This window comes from Cellulophaga geojensis KL-A (genome assembly GCF_000568425.1).
Lineage (GTDB): Bacteria > Bacteroidota > Bacteroidia > Flavobacteriales > Flavobacteriaceae > Cellulophaga > Cellulophaga lytica.
Window position 1 is genome coordinate 67,291 of record NZ_ARZX01000006.1, and the last position, 18,884, is coordinate 86,174.

Annotated in this window: 17 protein-coding genes and 1 other RNA gene; 10 read left to right on the forward strand and 8 right to left on the reverse strand. The window is 31.0% G+C overall.

Going from position 1 to position 18,884, the window contains the following annotated elements:
• Window position 1: 1 nt before the first annotated feature.
• On the reverse strand, window positions 2-454 hold the full coding sequence (locus KLA_RS06605) for a hypothetical protein (protein ID WP_013622236.1): 453 nt from the start codon (window positions 452-454) through the stop codon (window positions 2-4).
• Between the two features lie 115 nt (window positions 455-569).
• Between KLA_RS06605 and panB the strand changes: the two genes are divergently transcribed.
• Both panB and KLA_RS06615 read left to right on the forward strand, forming a co-directional pair.
• Window positions 570-1,388 carry a 3-methyl-2-oxobutanoate hydroxymethyltransferase gene (gene panB, locus KLA_RS06610; protein WP_013622235.1) on the forward strand — a complete coding sequence of 273 codons (819 nt, stop codon included), beginning with the start codon at window positions 570-572 and terminating at the stop codon, window positions 1,386-1,388.
• Between the two features lie 40 nt (window positions 1,389-1,428).
• On the forward strand, window positions 1,429-2,127 hold the full coding sequence (locus tag KLA_RS06615) for an RluA family pseudouridine synthase (RefSeq protein ID WP_034644638.1): 699 nt from the start codon (window positions 1,429-1,431) through the stop codon (window positions 2,125-2,127).
• A gap of 1 nt (window position 2,128) precedes the next feature.
• On the opposite strand, the gene KLA_RS06620 is transcribed toward KLA_RS06615, so the two are convergent.
• Complete coding sequence (locus tag KLA_RS06620) at window positions 2,129-3,673, reverse strand: hypothetical protein (protein WP_034644639.1); 1,545 nt, start codon at window positions 3,671-3,673, stop codon at window positions 2,129-2,131.
• 146 nt (window positions 3,674-3,819) lie between these two features.
• Between KLA_RS06620 and KLA_RS06625 the strand changes: the two genes are divergently transcribed.
• Window positions 3,820-4,992, forward strand: coding sequence for a 2-isopropylmalate synthase (locus KLA_RS06625; RefSeq protein WP_013622232.1), 1,173 nt, complete (start codon window positions 3,820-3,822; stop codon window positions 4,990-4,992).
• Window positions 4,993-4,994: 2 nt separating this feature from the next.
• Window positions 4,995-6,113 (forward strand): 3-isopropylmalate dehydrogenase, encoded by a 1,119-nt coding sequence (gene leuB, locus KLA_RS06630; protein WP_013622231.1) that lies wholly within the window; start codon window positions 4,995-4,997, stop codon window positions 6,111-6,113.
• On the opposite strand, the gene KLA_RS06635 is transcribed toward leuB, so the two are convergent.
• Entirely contained in the window at window positions 6,106-7,347 is a 1,242-nt protein-coding gene (locus KLA_RS06635; RefSeq protein WP_034644640.1) for a peroxiredoxin family protein, read from the reverse strand. The two genes, leuB and KLA_RS06635, sit on opposite strands and share 8 nt — an antisense overlap.
• A 126-nt stretch (window positions 7,348-7,473) precedes the next feature.
• Here KLA_RS06635 and pheT point away from each other — a divergent pair, with 126 nt between their 5' ends.
• A complete protein-coding gene (gene pheT, locus KLA_RS06640; protein WP_013622229.1) occupies window positions 7,474-9,900 on the forward strand; it encodes a phenylalanine--tRNA ligase subunit beta in 2,427 nt (808 codons plus the stop codon).
• 13 nt (window positions 9,901-9,913) lie between these two features.
• Here pheT and KLA_RS06645 read toward each other — a convergent pair whose 3' ends face one another.
• A complete protein-coding gene (locus KLA_RS06645; protein ID WP_034644641.1) occupies window positions 9,914-10,468 on the reverse strand; it encodes a fasciclin domain-containing protein in 555 nt (184 codons plus the stop codon).
• A 123-nt stretch (window positions 10,469-10,591) separates the two neighbouring features.
• Complete coding sequence (locus KLA_RS06650; protein WP_013622227.1) at window positions 10,592-12,214, reverse strand: ABC-F family ATP-binding cassette domain-containing protein; 1,623 nt, start codon at window positions 12,212-12,214, stop codon at window positions 10,592-10,594.
• Window positions 12,215-12,383: 169 nt separating this feature from the next.
• Here KLA_RS06650 and KLA_RS06655 point away from each other — a divergent pair, with 169 nt between their 5' ends.
• Entirely contained in the window at window positions 12,384-13,778 is a 1,395-nt protein-coding gene (locus KLA_RS06655; protein WP_034644642.1) for a hypothetical protein, read from the forward strand.
• Window positions 13,779-13,861: 83 nt separating this feature from the next.
• On the opposite strand, the gene fsa is transcribed toward KLA_RS06655, so the two are convergent.
• The 3 genes from fsa to ffs form a co-directional block, all read right to left on the reverse strand.
• Window positions 13,862-14,515: a fructose-6-phosphate aldolase gene (fsa, locus tag KLA_RS06660; protein ID WP_013622225.1), complete on the reverse strand. Its 654-nt coding sequence runs from the start codon at window positions 14,513-14,515 to the stop codon at window positions 13,862-13,864.
• A 77-nt stretch (window positions 14,516-14,592) separates the two neighbouring features.
• On the reverse strand, window positions 14,593-15,402 hold the full coding sequence (locus tag KLA_RS06665; protein WP_013622224.1) for an SDR family oxidoreductase: 810 nt from the start codon (window positions 15,400-15,402) through the stop codon (window positions 14,593-14,595).
• A gap of 82 nt (window positions 15,403-15,484) precedes the next feature.
• Window positions 15,485-15,582, reverse strand: an RNA gene (gene ffs, locus KLA_RS17805) — signal recognition particle sRNA small type.
• Between the two features lie 88 nt (window positions 15,583-15,670).
• On the opposite strand from ffs, the gene KLA_RS06670 reads away from it, so the two are divergent.
• The 4 genes from KLA_RS06670 to KLA_RS06685 all read left to right on the forward strand — a co-directional run bounded on the left by KLA_RS06670 (window position 15,671) and on the right by KLA_RS06685 (window position 18,855).
• The gene (locus tag KLA_RS06670; RefSeq protein WP_013622223.1) at window positions 15,671-16,723 is read left to right on the forward strand and encodes a glutaminyl-peptide cyclotransferase; all 1,053 of its coding nucleotides are present in this window, start codon (window positions 15,671-15,673) and stop codon (window positions 16,721-16,723) included.
• 3 nt (window positions 16,724-16,726) lie between these two features.
• On the forward strand, window positions 16,727-17,119 hold the full coding sequence (locus KLA_RS06675) for an acyl-CoA thioesterase (protein ID WP_013622222.1): 393 nt from the start codon (window positions 16,727-16,729) through the stop codon (window positions 17,117-17,119).
• A 449-nt stretch (window positions 17,120-17,568) separates the two neighbouring features.
• Window positions 17,569-18,300, forward strand: coding sequence for a LytR/AlgR family response regulator transcription factor (locus tag KLA_RS06680; RefSeq protein WP_013622221.1), 732 nt, complete (start codon window positions 17,569-17,571; stop codon window positions 18,298-18,300).
• A 138-nt stretch (window positions 18,301-18,438) separates the two neighbouring features.
• Window positions 18,439-18,855 carry a hypothetical protein gene (locus tag KLA_RS06685; RefSeq protein WP_034644643.1) on the forward strand — a complete coding sequence of 139 codons (417 nt, stop codon included), beginning with the start codon at window positions 18,439-18,441 and terminating at the stop codon, window positions 18,853-18,855.
• Window positions 18,856-18,884: the final 29 nt, after the last annotated feature.

Sequence of the window (18,884 nt, forward strand, 5' to 3'; positions counted from 1 at the left end):
ATTAATTACACCCTTTTTTACGTCTTGTATCTATTAAATAAATAATTTTCCACTCACCATTATCCTTAAATAACTGAAAAGAATTTACACCACAGTGACTAAATTTTCCATTTAGCCAAAATTCATACTCTGTCCAAGCATTGGCCATATCTCCATCTATCTTAATGGTATATGAAGTTAACTTTTCTTTAAAATTTACTTCTTCAGGTATACTTACAATGTTTTTTATAAAATCTGAATAACTCTCTGTTTTTACAACTGTATTACCATCTTTATCTGCTCCTATAGTTTGTAATATAACAGTGTTAGTAGCTACCGCTTTTAATTGCACCGAATCTTGCTTATGAAAAGCGTCAAAAAACAAGTTTATTGTATTTTTAACATCAACTTCGTTAGCTTGTGCAGATACAAAAGCACTAAATAAGATTGCAAATGTGAGTAAAATATTTTTCATCATATTAATTTTTATCAATTTATAAAAAATATATCACATTCTTAAGTTTGATAAACACAGTAATTCTTAATCTTTTTTCATAATTTTAACCCATCTAAACTAAATAAAACTTACAATGTCAGTTGCCAAAAAAGAATACAAACGAGTAACCGTTAAGTCGCTCGTAGATATGAAGAAAAACGGAGAACGCATTTCTATGCTTACTGCCTATGATTACTCTATGGCTAAAATTATAGATGACGCTAATGTAGATGTAATTTTAGTTGGTGATTCTGCCAGTAATGTTATGGCTGGTCATGAAACTACTTTACCTATTACATTAGACCAAATGATATACCACGCTTCTTCTGTAATAAGAGCTATTAACAGATGTTTAGTTGTTGTTGATATTCCTTTTGGTAGTTACCAGAGTGACCCAAAAGAAGCTCTGCGTTCTGCAATACGTATTATGAAAGAAAGTGGTGCACACGCTATAAAAGTAGAAGGAGGTATAGAAATTAAAGATTCTGTAAAACGCATACTTAACGCTGGCATACCAGTTATGGGACATTTAGGGTTAACACCACAATCTATATACAAATTTGGCACATATACAGTAAGAGCTAAAGAAGAAGCAGAAGCTAAAAAGCTTAAAGAAGATGCTTTATTACTTCAAAAATTAGGGTGTTTTGCTATTGTTTTAGAAAAAATACCAGCTACACTTGCTAAAGAAGTTGCAGAAAGTTTAACTATACCTGTAATTGGTATTGGTGCTGGTGGTGATGTAGATGGGCAAGTATTAGTTATACATGATCTTTTAGGTATGACAAAGGAATTTAACCCTCGTTTTTTAAGGCGTTATATGAATTTGTATGAAGAAATGGGTTCTGCAATTTCGCAATACGTAGATGATGTAAAAACTAAAGACTTCCCTAATGAAGAGGAGCAATACTAAAAAGTTTTTGCTCTTACATTTTTTTAAATAACAATCTATTTTGCAAAAAAAAGAAGTTTCTACTCCTCAAAATCTTCAGGTATTGTATGAAGACAACCACATTATTGCTATTAATAAGCGTGTTGGAGACATTGTACAAGGAGACAAAACGGGTGATGCCCCACTAAGTGATATTGTAAAAGCGTATATAAAAGAAAAATATAATAAACCGGGCAATGTATACCTTGGCGTTGCACATAGGTTAGATAGGCCCACTACAGGTATTGTAGTTTTTGCAAAAACATCTAAAGCATTACCTCGTTTAAATAAACTATTTGCAGAAAAAGATGCTAAAAAAACATATTGGGCTGTTGTAAAACAGCAGCCCAAAAAAAATAATGATACTCTTGTACATTACCTAAAACGTAACACCAAACAAAACAAGTCTTACGCTAACATAAAAGAAGTACCTGATAGTAAAAAAGCCATTTTAGACTATACAATACTTAAAAAGTTAGATAATTATTACTTGCTAGAAATAAATTTACAAACAGGAAGACATCATCAAATTAGATCACAATTATCTGGTATAGGATGCCCAATTAAAGGCGATTTAAAATACGGATTTAATCGTAGTAATACTGATGGCGGTATACATTTACACGCTCGTAAACTTTCTTTTATTCACCCTGTAAAAAAGGAGCCATTAGAAATCACAGCTCCTTTACCTAAAGATCCTATTTGGGATGCTTGCTCTTAATTTATCGTGTTAATTTTTTAGCTTTTTCTCGTACAATTTCTCCAACTGGTTTGTTATATAAATGACTCTCTAACCAAGAAATAATATCTAAATACAAAAAGGCTCTTTTTTCGTATGGATGATTTTCATACTTCTTTAGCTCGGTATGCAATTTTTTAAATTCGTTGCGCAAATCTGTAGGATAAATATCTCGTAAGTTTCTAAGAAATTTTATCATCTCCTTTTGCACAGCGTGCATATCATTCATTTTAATTAAAAACTTATAGGTGCTTTTAAGTTGTACTTCTAAATGGTAATCCATACCTGCTTCATAATGCGCAACTAAACTTAATACTCGAGAAAAGCACATTAAATCTTCTCTCATTTTTAAATTTTTGTTATTAATTATCTTTTTCAAGTATTGTATACACATTTTATTATCTCCTATACCAAAATACAAACAAGCGCATTTGTAGTATAAAAGCATAATATGATGCTGGTCTATACGGTCTTTATGCTTATTTATACCGTACTCCACAATACGCACCAAATACAAGCCTTTTTCAAAAGTACCCTCTAAAAAGTGCTGATTTAATTTATTTGAATTCAAATACAAAAATGCTAACGAAGAAATATTATCGTTTTTTGGAAAACTCTTACTCTCTATCATAGCTTCCATTTTTGTTAATGTAGCTTTAAATTGAGTGCTGTATTTTACATAAAATAATGACTCTAATAAGTAATGATTTCCCTTTAGAAAGAAAACAGGATTTAGGTAAATCATTTCTTTATTGTCATAAAAAAGATCTACCCATTTGTTAGCATATTTGTAACAAGATAAAAAATCTTGTGTTAAAAAACTGTACCACAAATAAGCCTTGTATAACCACAGTTTTTCTCTAAAACCTAAATCTTCAATATTGTAAATAGGTAAATGATCATTAAAGTATGTTTTCACTTTCTTTAAATCTTCATCACTACGTACATAACCCACTTTTAACATCATACCGTACAACTGCAGAGACAAGTTACTAAGTTTACTTGTCATTGCATTATGTGCAGATAATTCTTTAGCTTGTATAGCAAGCTCATTAGCCCTGTCTGGTATACTACGCGTTATGTATTGAGTTTCTATAATTTTTTCTAACTCAACAATTTCATAAGCAATATTTTTTTCTTCGTTTTCTATTGCTATGCCTTTTACTTTATCTAAAAGCTTTAAGCTTTGCTTATACAGCCCTTTTTGATATAAAATAGTTGCAAAATCTAGTTGCTCTCTAATTTGTACACGTATATTTTGGTTTACAGGGTTTAACCTTAAACTAACTAAAATTTGTTTGTAAAGGTGTGCTTTAAGGTTAGATAGTTGTGCTTTTTTAACTATACCACTATCTAAAATTACTTTTTCATTATATGTTTTAGCCTTATCTAAAAGATTAAAAAGAGACAAAAATTTTGCATCTGTGTTAACTCCTAAGCGACCTACATACAACTTAAACTGTCGCTTTTCTGACTTAGAAAGCGACTTTACCAATACAAACAAGGCATCTTTATGAGGAGTTGTCATCGTAAAAAATTCAATTTAAATAACTGATTATCAAATAATTAATATTTACAAAAACCACTTAAACGTTGTAAATGTTTTTTTGTTGATTCAATATTAATAATAAAGGACTATATATTCGTATAGCAGCCCAAAATTAAATAAATAAAATGAGTAAAGATAAAGTTCAAATATTTGACACCACGTTAAGAGACGGAGAGCAAGTCCCAGGATGTAAGTTAGACGCTAAGCAAAAGCTAATAATAGCAGAGCGTTTAGACTTATTGGGAGTAGATGTTATTGAAGCTGGTTTCCCTATATCTAGTCCAGGAGATTTTAATTCTGTAATGGAAATATCTAAATTAGTTAAAAATGCAACAGTTTGTGGATTAACAAGGGCAGTGAAAAAAGATATAGAAGTTGCTGCTGAAGCTGTAAAATATGCTAAAAGACCAAGAATACATACAGGGATTGGCACATCTGAATCTCATATTAAACACAAATTTAACTCTAATAAAGAGCAAATTATAGAACGAGCTGTAGCAGCAGTAAAATATGCAAAAACATTTGTAGAAGATGTAGAGTTTTATGCAGAAGATGCTGGTAGAACAGACAATGAGTTTTTAGCAAAAGTATGCTCTGCTGTTGTAAAAGCTGGTGCAACTGTATTAAATATACCAGACACCACAGGATATTGTTTACCTGAAGAATATGGTGCAAAAATGAAATACTTATACGAAAATGTAGAAGGTATACACAAGGCTATTTTATCTTGCCATTGCCATAACGATTTAGGCTTAGCGACTGCCAACTCTATTGCCGGTGTTATGAATGGTGCAAGGCAAATAGAATGTACAATAAACGGTATTGGAGAACGTGCCGGTAACACTTCTTTAGAAGAAGTTGTTATGATTTTAAGACAACACCCTAACCTTAACTTAGATACAGACATTAACAGCAAGTTATTGTATGACACCAGTTTAATGGTTTCTAACAAAATGGGAATGCCTGTACAACCTAACAAAGCTATTGTTGGTGCAAATGCTTTTGCTCATAGTTCTGGTATACACCAAGACGGAGTAATTAAAAATAGAGAAACGTACGAAATTATAGACCCTGCAGATGTTGGTGTTAACGAATCTTCTATAGTACTTACTGCACGTAGCGGTAGAGCTGCTTTAGCATATAGAGCAAAAAATATAGGTTATGAACTTACTAAAACACAATTAGATGTTGTTTATACTGAGTTTTTAAACTATGCTGATAGAAAGAAAGAAGTAGTTGATGAAGACATACACGAAATAATAAGTGTCTGTAAAATAGAAATAGAAACAACGGTATAATTATGAACTTAAAAATAGCTCTTCTTAGCGGTGATGGTATAGGACCAGAGGTTCTTGCACAAGCAGTTAAATGTCTACAATCTGTAGAGACTACTTTTAATCACCATTTCACCTTTTCCCCTGCTTTAGTTGGTGCTACTGCCATAGACCAAACTGGTACCCCATTACCAGATGAAACCTTGGAACTTTGTAAAAATTCTGATGCTGTTTTATTTGGCGCTATTGGCGACCCAAAATACGACAATGATCCTAATGCTAAAGTACGTCCAGAGCAAGGTTTACTTAAACTTAGAAAAGAATTAGGTTTATTTAGCAACATTAGACCTGTACGTGTATACCAAAGTTTAATAGATAGGTCTCCACTAAAAAAAGAAATTGTTTCTGGAGTAGATTTTACTATTTACAGAGAGTTAACTGGCGGCATTTATTTTGGAGAGAAAAAAATAAATGAAAAAGGAACAGTAGCTTCTGACCTATGTGAGTATTCTGAAAAGGAAATAAGCAGAATTGCACATTTAGCATTTAAAGCTGCTAAAAGCAGAAGAAAAAAAGTAACACTTGTAGACAAAGCAAATGTACTAGAGTCATCTAGATTATGGCGCAAAGTAGTTACAAGAATAGGTGAAAGTTACCCAGAAATAGAGTTAGACTTTTTATTTGTTGATAATGCTGCTATGCAAATGATTTTAAACCCATCACAGTTTGATGTTATTTTAACCAATAATATGTTTGGTGACATTATTTCTGATGAGGCTAGTGTTATTACAGGTTCTATTGGTTTACTTGCTTCTGCATCTGTAGGCGCAGACAACGCAATGTTTGAACCTATACACGGGTCTTTTCCGCAAGCAACCGGTTTAGATATTGCTAACCCTATAGCAGCAATTTTGTCTGCTGCAATGTTGCTAGAACATCACGGTTTAATTGAAGAGGCACAAGCTATACATATGGCTGTAGAAAACGCAATACTAAACAACGTAGTTACACCAGACTTAAATGCAGACAGCACTTTAGGAACAGATTATGTGGGTGACTATATTGCTAATAGCATTGTAGATACAGATGAGTATTTACATTTAAACAATGAAAACATAGGCTTAGGAAAATCTACTATTATTTAGTAGATTTTTCTTTTAATAGTCTATTTATTGTATTTGTAAAATCGGTTTTAAATTCTTTATACTTTTCTCCTGTAGCAGGACCATTAAAACCTGTATGTATTTTACGCACATCTCCATTTCTATCTATTAATATGGTTGTTGGGTACGATAAAATATGGTTTAACATAGGTAATTTTTGCTGCGCTTGCTGCTTGCTAGAGTTCCCATATTGAGCAAGTAAAATTGGGTAAGGCACATTTACTTTTTCTTTTAACCTTCTTATTTTGTTAAAAGCACTTTCCTTAGTTTTAGCATACTCAAATGCTAAAGAAATTATCTCTAAATCTTTATTCTTGTGCTCAGTTAAAAACTCGGTTAAAAATTTTGTTTCATCTAAACAATTAGGACACCAAGTACCCATAATTTGTACAATTACCACTTTGTTTTTATACGCTGCATCTGTTAAAGAAATTAAATTATTATTTTCATCAGGAAATGAAAAATCTAATTTTTTATATCCCTCATTTAAATATGTAAGTGAAGTATCCGCAGGCAATTCATAACTTTTATTTCTTTTTGCAATAAAAGGCTCTTTAAAATGATTACCAGAATAAAAAGTCCCTTCTAAAACAGAATCTGTAGCTTTAGCTGTAAATAAAAATGCGTGTGCACCATCAAAAGTTGAAAGCTTTAAAGAATCGCCATCTACTACACCTTCTAAATACCTATAATCTCCTGTTGTAGTTCTAAAAGTACCTGTTACCTTAGCATCAACCTGCTTAAAAATACCTTTAGCTATGTAACTCTCATTTGTATTAGGACTAAAAACAGTTTCCCAAATACCTGTTACATTTACTTTTGGAGAATTGGTGGTTGCAAATCGTTCTAAAATATTATTAGTATATATAGCTGTAAAGGGCACTACCCTATCTAAACTCTCTTTTACAAAATTGCCTGTAATTTTATGAGGTGTAAATTCCCCCTTTAAATACCCTTCAAAAACAGGCATTTTAATAGTTAAAGAGTCATTTTTTACTACAATTTCATCTACAGTAATTACTTCTTCAGCATTAAAAACCTGTATTTCAATTTCGTTCTGGTCATTATAATCTATAAAAAAAGAAAAAGGTAGGTCTTTATTATCTTGTACTTGCAATTTTGCTAACCAATTGCCCTTTTGCAGTGTTATTTTTTTGGGTTCTGAACAAGAAATAACAAAAATTGAAATAATAAATAAAATCCCTAATTTCTTCATAATAAAGCGGTTTTTGTAAAAATCGTAATATAATTGAAAAGCTTACAATAAAAAAAGGCAATTGATGTAAATATGTGTTGAATGTCTATATTCATTGTCCTATCTTTGGGGTTTTAAATTTTTAAAATGAAAATATCTTACAACTGGTTAAAACAGTTTTTACATATTGATTGGGAAGCTGATAAAACAGCAGAATTATTAACAGATTTAGGTTTAGAAGTAGAAGGCATTTCTGAATTTGAAAGTGTTAAAGGCGGACTAAAAGGTATTGTGGTAGGGCACGTATTAACTTGTGTAAAACACCCTAACGCAGATAAACTTAAATTAACAACTGTAGATATTGGAGCAGATGCTCCTGTACAAATAGTTTGTGGTGCTCCTAACGTAGACAAAGGGCAAAAAGTACCAGTAGCAACTATTGGCACTACTTTATATACTGCTGAGGGTGAAGCCTGGAAAATAAAAAAAGGAAAAATACGTGGTGAAGAAAGTCACGGAATGATTTGCGCCGAGGATGAACTTGGTTTAGGACAAAGCCATGAAGGCATTATGGTTTTAGCAGATGACTTAACACCTGGCACACCTTGTGCAGATATATTTGAGGTTGAGTTAGATACTGTTTTTGAAATAGGCTTAACTCCTAACCGTGCAGATGCAATGAGCCATTTTGGTGTTGCAAGAGATTTAAGAGCCGGTTTAATTCAACAAGAAATTAAAAAAGAATTAATTACACCTCCTGTAACAAACTTTAATGTAGAAAATAGATCATTAAAAGTTACTGTAGATGTAGATAATAACGAACTAGCACCAAGGTATTGCGGTGTTACAATTAGTAATTTAGAGATTAAAGATTCTCCAGATTGGTTAAAAAATAGATTACGCTCTATAGGATTAACACCTAAAAACAATGTTGTAGATGCTACAAATTATGTTTTACATGAATTAGGGCAACCACTACATGCTTTTGATGCTAATAAAATTAAAGGTCACAAAATAGAAGTTAAAACAGTTGCTGCTGGTACTAAGTTTACAACTTTAGATGATGTAGAAAGAGAACTACACGAAGAAGACTTAATGATTTGTGACGAAGAAAAACCACTATGTATAGCTGGTATTTTAGGAGGAAAAGATTCTGGTGTTACAGAAAATACTACAGCAATATTTTTAGAAAGTGCTTACTTTAATCCGGTGTCTGTACGAAAAACTGCAAAAAGACACGGTTTAAATACTGATGCTTCTTTTAGGTTTGAAAGAGGCATAGATATACAAAATGTTGAGTATGCGCTACGCAGAGCTGCATCATTAATTAAAGAAATTGCAGGGGGTGACATAACATCTGACATTGTAGAGCTTTATCCAAAAAGAGTTGAAGACCACGAAGTGTTTTTAACCTATGAAAAAATAAACAAATTAATAGGACAAAACATACCAGGAGAAACCATAAAATCTATTTTAACATCTTTAGATATTAAAGTTAAGAATGTTTCTGAATCTGGAATGGGACTTGCTATTCCTTTTTACCGTGTAGATGTACAAAGGCAAGTAGATGTTATTGAAGAAATACTTAGAGTTTACGGTTACAACAACATAAACTTTACAACAAAACTTAATGCATCTATAGCTACAACATCTAGGTTTGAAGATTACAAATTGCAAAATGTAATAGGGAACCAATTAGCTAGCCAAGGTTTTTATGAGATTATGGCTAATAGTTTAACCACTATAGATTACAATAAACACTCAGAAAACTTAAAAGATAGTAATTCTGTGGCAATGCTTAATCCACTTAGCTCAGACTTATCTGTACTAAGACAGTCTATGCTATTTAGTGGTTTAGAGGCAATATCACACAACATTAATAGAAAAAAGTTAAACCTTAAGTTTTTTGAATTTGGTAAAACTTACCACAACTACTTAGACAAAAGAATAGAGAACAAACACTTGTCTCTGTTTTTAACAGGTAAACAAGAAGATGAAAACTGGTACGCAACTCAAAACAAATCAGATTTCTTTTATTTAAAGTCTTGTATAGAAACTGTGTTTAGCAAACTTGGTATTCGTAAAACAAGTTCTTCTCCTGTAGAGAACGATGTTTTTCAAGAAGGTTTATCCCTAAAAGCAAATAAATTAGCTGTGGTAGAGTTTGGTGTTATTAAACCATCTATAACAGCAGATTTTGACATTAAGCAAGAGGTTTTATTTGCAGATTTTAACTGGGATAATATTATAAAATTAGCCAAGCAAAACACAATTGTTTTTAAAGAAATTAGCAAGTACCCAAGTGTTAAAAGAGATTTTGCGTTACTATTAGATACAAAAGTAAACTTTAAAGATCTTTATGACATTGCTTTTGAAACTGAAAAGAAATTTTTAAAAGAAGTAAACTTGTTTGATGTTTACACTGGTGACAAGTTACCAAAAGGTAAAAAATCTTACGCTGTAAGCTTTACATTATCTGATGATAAAGACACGCTAAAAGACAAACAAATAGACAAAATTATGTCTAAACTTAGAAATAACTACGAGAAAAAATTAGGAGCAGAATTACGTTAACGTATTAACGTAATTAAATCTGCTTTGGTAAAATTACGCTGTCTATAAGATGCATAACACCATTACATTGTTCTGCATCTGCAGCTGTAATTTTAGCAGAGTGCCCTAACGCATCTGTAAGTATTATATCTGTACCCTTCATAGTTGCAACAATTTTTTTACCCTGTATGGTAGTGTAAGTTGCTACTCCATTTCCTTGGCACATTGCTTTTAAAATTTTAGAAGCAGATATTTTTCCGGCAATAATATGGTATGTAAGCAAAGAGGTTAAGTCCTTTTTATTTTCACTTTTTAACAACTCAGTTAATTTCTCAGAAGACATTTTACTAAATGCCTTATCACTAGGTGCAAATACAGTAAAAGGGCCATCGTTACGCAACAAATCTTCTAAATCTGATCCTTGCATAGCCGCTAATAAAGTTTTGTGTGTTTGTGACTGCTGTGTATTTTCTACAATAGAAAAATTAGGGTTCATCCCTTGGTTATTAATAGTTGCAGAAGTGTTTTGAGCTGATAAATAGCCTGCAGATAGCATAGCTATTACTAGATGAATTAGGGGGAATTTCATACGAATGTAAAAGTAAATATCATTTTAATTGTCGGTGAACGGCTTAAGTTCACCGACAATATACAACTTTTACATTACTACACAACTATAAAATGTGCATTTTATCGGTAAAGTAACAATTTATTAAGATTGGTATAACTTTGCTCTTTGTTCTTTTATAGACTTATCAGACATATACTCATCAAACGTTAAGTACCTATCTATAGCTCCATTAGGCGTTAACTCTATAATTCTGTTAGCAACAGTGTTAGCAAACTCATGATCGTGTGTTGTAAACAAAACTGTTCCTTTAAAGTTTTTTAAAGAGTTATTAAAAGCTGTAATACTTTCTAAATCTAAGTGGTTTGTAGGCTCATCTAACATTACTACATTAGCTCTTAGCATCATCATTCTACTTAACATACAACGTACTTTTTCTCCTCCAGATAATACAGTACATTTTTTAAGTCCTTCTTCTCCACTAAAAAGCATTTTCCCTAAAAACCCTCTAATATGTACTTCTTCTCTTTCTTCCTCTGTTTTTGCCCATTGGCGCAACCAATCTACTAGGTTTATTGGTTTATTAAAAAATTCTGAGTTGTCTGCCGGTAAATATGACTGCGATGTTGTAACACCCCATTTAAACTCACCAGAAGCAGCTTGTTTATTATTATTTATAATTTCATAAAAAGCAGTACTAGCCCTAGAATCTTTAGATATTATAGCAACCTTATCTCCTTTTGCCAAATTAATATTTACATTTTTAAATAGTAAATCACCATCTTCAGATGTTGCCGAAAGGTTTTCTACATTTAAAATTTGATCTCCCGCCTCTCTTTCTCTTTCAAAAATTATTGCAGGATATCTTCTACTAGATGGCTTAATGTCATCAATCTTTAATTTAGAAAGCATTTTTTTTCTAGAAGTAGCCTGTTTACTTTTAGCAACATTGGCACTAAAACGCATAATAAACTCTTGTAGTTCTTTTGCTTTTTCTTCTGCCTTTTTATTTTGCTGAGCTCTTTGTCTTGCTGCAAGTTGACTACTCTCATACCAAAAAGTATAGTTACCAGAGTACAAGTTTATTTTACCAAAATCTATATCACCTATAGAAGTACAAACTGCATCTAAAAAGTGTCTATCATGTGATACTACAATAACTGTATTATCATAACCTGCTAAAAAGCGCTCTAGCCAGTTAATAGTTTCATAATCCAAGTCGTTGGTAGGCTCATCCATAATTAAAACATCTGGACTACCAAATAATGCCTGAGCCAATAAAACACGTACTTTAAGTTTAGAATCTAAATCTGCCATTGAAGAGAAATGAAACTCCTCTGATATACCTAAGTTAGATAACATTGTAGCTGCAGCACTATCTGCATTCCAACCATCCATTTCTTCAAAAAGCACCTGTAACTCTCCTATTCTGTCTGCATTTTCATCATTATAATCTGCATAAAGTGCATCAATTTCCTTTTTAATTTTATACAATGGTTTGTTACCCATAACCACTGTTTCTTGTACCGTATACTCATCATAAGCATTGTGGTTTTGTTCTAAAATAGACATTCTTTTACCCGCTTCTAAATGCACGTGTCCAGAAGTAGGATCTATTTGTCCTGATAACACTTTTAAAAAGGTAGATTTACCAGCACCATTGGCACCAATTATACCATAACAATTTCCTTGAGTAAAAGTTACGTTTACATCATCAAAAAGGACTCTTTTTCCAAATTGAACAGATAAATTAGATACTGATAGCATATTTTTATTTTAAAATTTGTGCAAAAATAGTGAATTTAAACCCCTAATGCCAATACATTTTAACCAATAAACCGTGTATTTCATCTTTCTAATATTTTTTTTAACGACACATTAACAATAGTACACCTTAAGGTTCATTAAATTTGTGTGTAACGTTAGCTATTACTATATGAATAAATTTTTACTCTTTCTTTCCATTTCTTTACTAATAAGTTGCGGCGAGAAACAAAAAAACTCCCCCTACATATACTTTGCTGGTGAAATTGTAAACCCTAAAAACGATAGTGTTGTTCTTTACAAAGATGATCGTAAGGTTTGCTCTAGTAAATTAGACAACAATAACAGGTTTGCTTTTGAATTAGATTCTTCGGCTGAAGAGGGTCTATACCATTTTGGTCACAAAGAAGTACAATACATTTATCTAGAAAAAGGAGATAGTTTATTAATTAGAGTTAATACTGTAGATTTTGATGAATCTCTAGTTTTTGATGGTATTGGACAAGAAATAAACAACTTTTTACTTGAAATGTTTTTAACTCATGAAAATGAAGAATTGAACATTTTAGACAAAATGTACATTTTAGAACCTAATGAGTTTAGTAAAAAAGTAGATTCTTTACACGACATAAAAATAAATGCATTAAATAATTTAAAGGTTGATGCAAATTTGTCTGATGATGCCGTTACAATAGCAAAAACAGGTATAGATTACACTACATATTTATACAAAGAAAAGTACCCTTTTAAACATAGAAGAGCTTTAAAAGAAAAATCATTAAAACAGCCACCTGAAGATTTTTATGCTTACCGTAAAGACTTAACATATAATAACTCTAACTACACTTATATTACTCCATATTATAATTTTATGAAGCAACACTTTGGTGGTATGTCTTATATAAATTGTAAAGAAGGTTGTGAAATAAACGGAAGTTATTATGTAAATCAGCTACATTTTAGTGAGCACCAACTAAAACTAATAGATAGTATGGTTGGTGAAAAGAACCTAAAAGACAACTTAATAAGAAACGTTGCTTTAAATTACCTATTACGTTCTGATGACACATACGAGAATAATAAATTGTTTATGACCGGCTTACATAAAATTGCAGGTAAAAATAAACATATAGCAGAAATAGACTCATTATTTGTAAATATAGAGCGTTTACAGCCAAACAATAGCTTACCAGCTATTAGCTTAGAAGGTTTTAACGGAAAAGAAAAAACATTAAAAGCTATTAGTGAAGACCAAAAAAATGTTGTTTTTTACTTTTGGATGGGAGAAAATAGTAAGCATTTTAAAAACATTATTAATCGTGTAAATACATTAAAAAATAATCCTAATAATAAAAATACATTTATTGGTATAAGTTTAAGAACAGACAAACAAAGTTGGGAAAACATTATTAAGTCTAACAATTTAGACCAAGATACACAGTACAGAGCAAAAAATCTTAAAACTATAAATAATGCCTTAATAATTAACGGTAAACTAAACAGGGCAATTGTTACTAAAGAAGGCAAAATTAAAAATGCTTTTGCTAATATGTATGGTGAGTTTTAACCGTTAATATAGCTCTTGTATGAAAAATAAAAATCCCCTAAAATAATTTTAGGGGATTTTTTTATACTTAAAAGTTTTAGAAACTAGTTTCCTTTTTTGTAATCTTCTAAAAATTTAGCTAAGCCACTATCAGTTAAAGGGTGCTTTAATAAACCTTCAATAGAAGATAAAGGACCAGTCATTACATCTGCTCCAATTTTAGCACAATCTATAACGTGCATTGTGTGTCTAACAGATGCTGCTAAAATCTCTGTAGAAAATGCATAGTTATCATATATATGTCTAATCTCAGCAATTAAGTTTAAACCGTCTGTAGAAATATCATCTAACCTACCAATAAAAGGAGATACATAAGTTGCACCTGCCTTAGCAGCTAATAAAGCTTGACCTGCAGAAAAAACTAGTGTTACATTAGTTCTTATTCCTTTATCAGAGAAATACTTACACGCTTTTACACCGTCTTTAATCATTGGTAATTTTACAACAATTTGCTCGTGCAATTCAGCCAGCTCCGTACCTTCTTTAATCATTGCTTCATACTCTGTAGCTATAACTTCTGCAGAAACATCACCATCTACAATGTTACAGATATCAACATAATGTTTTAAAATATTGTCTTTACCAGTAATGCCCTCTTTGGCCATTAAAGAAGGGTTAGTTGTTACACCGTCCAAAACACCTAATTCTTGTGCTTCTTTTATTTGTGCCAAATTTGCTGTGTCAATAAAAAATTTCATCTTTTGTTATTTTAAAAATTATGTTTTAAGTAAATATGGTTTTACAGTTAATCTGCTATTTTACAATTGTTACAAAACTACAATTTGTAATGATTCAATAATAATTTTTCATATGTTTTATCTGGTAAAATTTTCTTTAAAAACAATGAAAATTTCTGCATAAAAGCCCCTACTCTGTAATGCACTTTAGGTTTTTTAGTATTCATAATTTTAAAAACCATTTCTGCAACCTGTATTGGATCATTACCAGAGTCTACGTGCTCGTTCATTACATTTAATGTATTACCATATGGTTTTTTATAAGGAGAAGAATCTAAAAGAGGGGCATGATACCTACCTGAAGCAATATTTGTTGCAAAATCTCCTGGAGCCACTGTTGTTATATGCACACCAAAATCTTTTACCTCCATACGCATTGCCTCTACAACAAGCTCCAGAGCTCCTTTACTTGCAGAGTAAATTCCTCTGTAAGGCAAGCCCATATAACCCGCAATAGAGGTAATATTTATAATTAGTCCGTTTTTTTGTTTTCTCATCTGCGGTAACACAGCCTTCATGACATGAATAGGGCCATTTAAATTAACGTCAAAAGCATTAATAATTTCTTGATTAGGAGTTTCTTCTATTGGGCCAGTAATACCAACACCAGCATTATTAACCAAAACATCTAAACGACCTTCTTGCTCTATAACATAAGATACAGCTTCATTAATAGTTTCTGTATTTCTTACGTCTAGGTTAACTAAGTTAAAATGATTAAAGTTTGGATATTTAGCTTTGTCACGTGTAGTACCATACACAGTATAGCCTTTAGCAGTTAAAAAAATACCTATAGATTTACCTATACCTGAAGAACCGCCTGTTATTAAGACTACTTTATTACTCATATTATTAAAATAATTACGAGTGCAAATTAACAAATAAATAAAGGATAGTGGAAATTATGCTTTGCTAAATTTAGCGCATAAAAAAAGGCAAGCTACCTACATCGCACCGCTCAACCGCGTACCCTTGCTGCGTTCCCACCCTGGGGGATTAAGCAGGAGCTGGTCGTGTAGGACTTGCCGGGTGCAAATATACAATCTTTTAAATTTTTCGCAATCATTTTTCATTCTAATTTTAATTAAATACCTTGCTAATACTAATACCATTATTATGAAAACACTTAAGTTTTTAACTTACAGCGCAATAACAATATTATTAATTTCTTGTGGAGGAGCAAATACACCTGCTTCTAAGTTATTTGAAATACAAATAACCGGTAAAAAAGCAAAATTTCATCAAAATGAAACTGTAGATATTACTGTAAAAAACAAAAAAAACAAAACTATTAATGCCGTTTCGTATACTTTAGATGGTGAAAAAGTTGATGTTAAAGACAATAAATTAGTCTTAAAAACAGAAAAAGTTGGAAAAAAAACTGTTACAGCAGAAATTACCTATGATGATGATACCGTTGTAGAAGTTTCAAAAAAAATAACCGTGTTTGCAAGTACCGCTCCTAGTATATACACTTATGAAATTTTAAATGAATATCCGCATAACCCAAACTACTTTACACAGGGTCTGGAGTTTTATAAAGACACCTTGTATGAAAGTACTGGTAAAAGAGGAAAATCTGTTTTAGTAAAGTTAGATTATAAAACTGGTACTATTTTTAAAGAGCACAAATTAAAGGATACTCAGTTTGGAGAAGGCATTACTATTTTAGACAACAAAATATACCATTTAACATGGCAAAGTAATATTGGTTTTGTTTACAACGCAGATACTTTTAAAGAAATAGATCAATTTACATACGGAAAAAGTAAAGAAGGCTGGGGATTTTGTAATGATGGTGAAAAACTATATAAGAGTGATGGTTCTGAAAAAATTTGGACACTAAATGCAGAAACTTTAATAGAGGAAAGTGCTATTGAAGTGTACACAAATAGTAAAAAACTAATTAAAATTAATGAGCTAGAATATGTAGATGGAAAAATTTATGCTAATACTTGGCAATCTGGGCAAGATGTAGCAGTTATAATAAATCCAAACAGTGGTATAGTAGAAGGCATAATTAACTTTAACGGTTTAAAGGATAAAGTTACCAAAACTGATAATGTAGATGTTTTAAATGGTATTGCTTACAACCCTACAACAAAAACGTTTTTTGTTACTGGTAAAAACTGGGATAAAATGTTTGAAGTTGCCCTTATAAAAAAATAACGTTTGAAAGTATATCACAAAACTATTACCGTAACTAAGGATGATTTAGATGATTTAAATCACGTTAATAATGTCAGGTATTTGCAATGGGTACAAGATATATCTAAAGAACATTGGCAAGCCTCTGCAAGTAAAGAGGTCCAAGACAACCATATGTGGGTAGTTAGCACTCACTATTTAGAATACAAATCTGCTGCGGTATTAAATGATGTTATTGAATTAAAAACCTATATAAAAAAATCAGAGGGAGCCATATCTATACGTATTGTAGAAATGAAAAATGCAAAAACCAATAAACTTATACTAAAATCTAAAACAGAATGGTGCCTCTTAAACTCTAAAAGCTTACGCCCTATTCGTGTATCTGAAAAAATAAAGAATATTTTTATTGACTAATATGCTATTATTTTAGCAACTTTTATACCTTATTATATATGGCCTTATTTATTAACTTAAATAAGTAACAAAATAATATGATACCTTTTTTTTTATTCATAAGTATACACATCAGCTTTATATACAAAAGCTCTCATAACTTACTAAGTAATTACACGTATAAGGATAATATAAAAAAAGTACCCTCTAAAAAATTTAGTTTCTAATTTACTTCTACAGCTATCCTTAAAAACACATCAAAACTAATCTTATATATAAACTACAAATAATAGAGGTTAGAAATACAGATAAAACAATAAGCTAATTCATTTTCTTTTCTATTTGTAAGATAATACATCTAATTAGCAAGAAAACGAACATTTTAACACTTAAAACCACAAAAAATTAGAGGTTTACCTATAATCAATATTGCTTATGTATATGTAATTTTATACAAGAGAACATTTGCAATGAATTATTCATATACAATTATAGGAAACTCTGCTTCTTCTAATTTACAGCTTCAGTATTATTTAGAAGAGTACAAGGATTTTATGTGCGTAAATATTTCAGAAAATTCTAATACTGCATTAAACAGTATACTTAAGTATGGTCCCGACATCATTTTTATAGATCTTCAAAAAAATGCTTTAGAGTATTTTCAAATGGTTTCAGATTTACATCAATACATAAATCAAATTCCTTTAATTATAGGTGTAAGCAAAAATAAAGAATATGCGTATGAGGCAATCAAAAATGGTTTTTTTGATTATTGGTTGCTACCATATAATGAGTTTGATATTAGAAAAGCTGTTTTTAAAATTAGAAAGCAAACTCCCAAAAAAGAAACTTCACCAACATTATGCCTTCAATCATATAAAGATTACCAATACATAGAAACATCAGATATATTATACCTTAAAGCAGACAATAATGCTACAGATATATACCTTAATAGTGGTAAAAAAGTAAGCGCCTTTAAAACTCTTAAGACTTTTGAAAACAAACTACCTGAAAACTTTATAAGAATTCATCAAAGTTACATTATAAATAGCACATATGTATCTGGCATTAATTATGGTAAAAATGTCTGCGTTATTAAAAAGAGCGATGTTAAACTACCATTCTCAAAATCATACAAACAAAAAATAGATATTATTAAAAATAAGATAAGCAAAAATACAATTTCTACTCAGAATTGAACAAAAACTAACAAAACCACCCCAAACACTAACAGATATATGACTTACACTAATAGATATAATTTCTTACTTATACAGACAGTAAATAATTATACTTTAGCAAAGCAATAAAAATATATTTAACCAAAAAAAATGATTATGAAAAATTTAATTAACCTACTTGTATTATTTATCTTTAGCCTATTATTATTCTCTTGTGATGTAGACAGTGCATCTGATGACGCTTTATATGAAAATATTAATGCTACTGATGATGATGAAGTTGAATTTCCAAAAGGTAGTGGCGGTGAAGTTGGTACTGATGACGATGAAGTTGAATTGCCAAAAGGTAGCGGCGGTGAAGTATCTACTGATGATGATGAAGTTGAATTGCCAAAAGGTAGCGGTGGTGAAGTTAGTACTGATGATGATGAAGTTGAATTTCCAAAAGGTAGCGGCGGTGAAGTTGGTACTGATGATGATGAAGTTGAATTGCCAAAAGGTAGTGGTGGTGAAGTTAGTACTGATGACGATGAAGTTGAATTGCCAAAAGGTAGTGGTGGTGCAGTAGACTAAAAACTTTAAAAAAAATAAAAATATTTTAA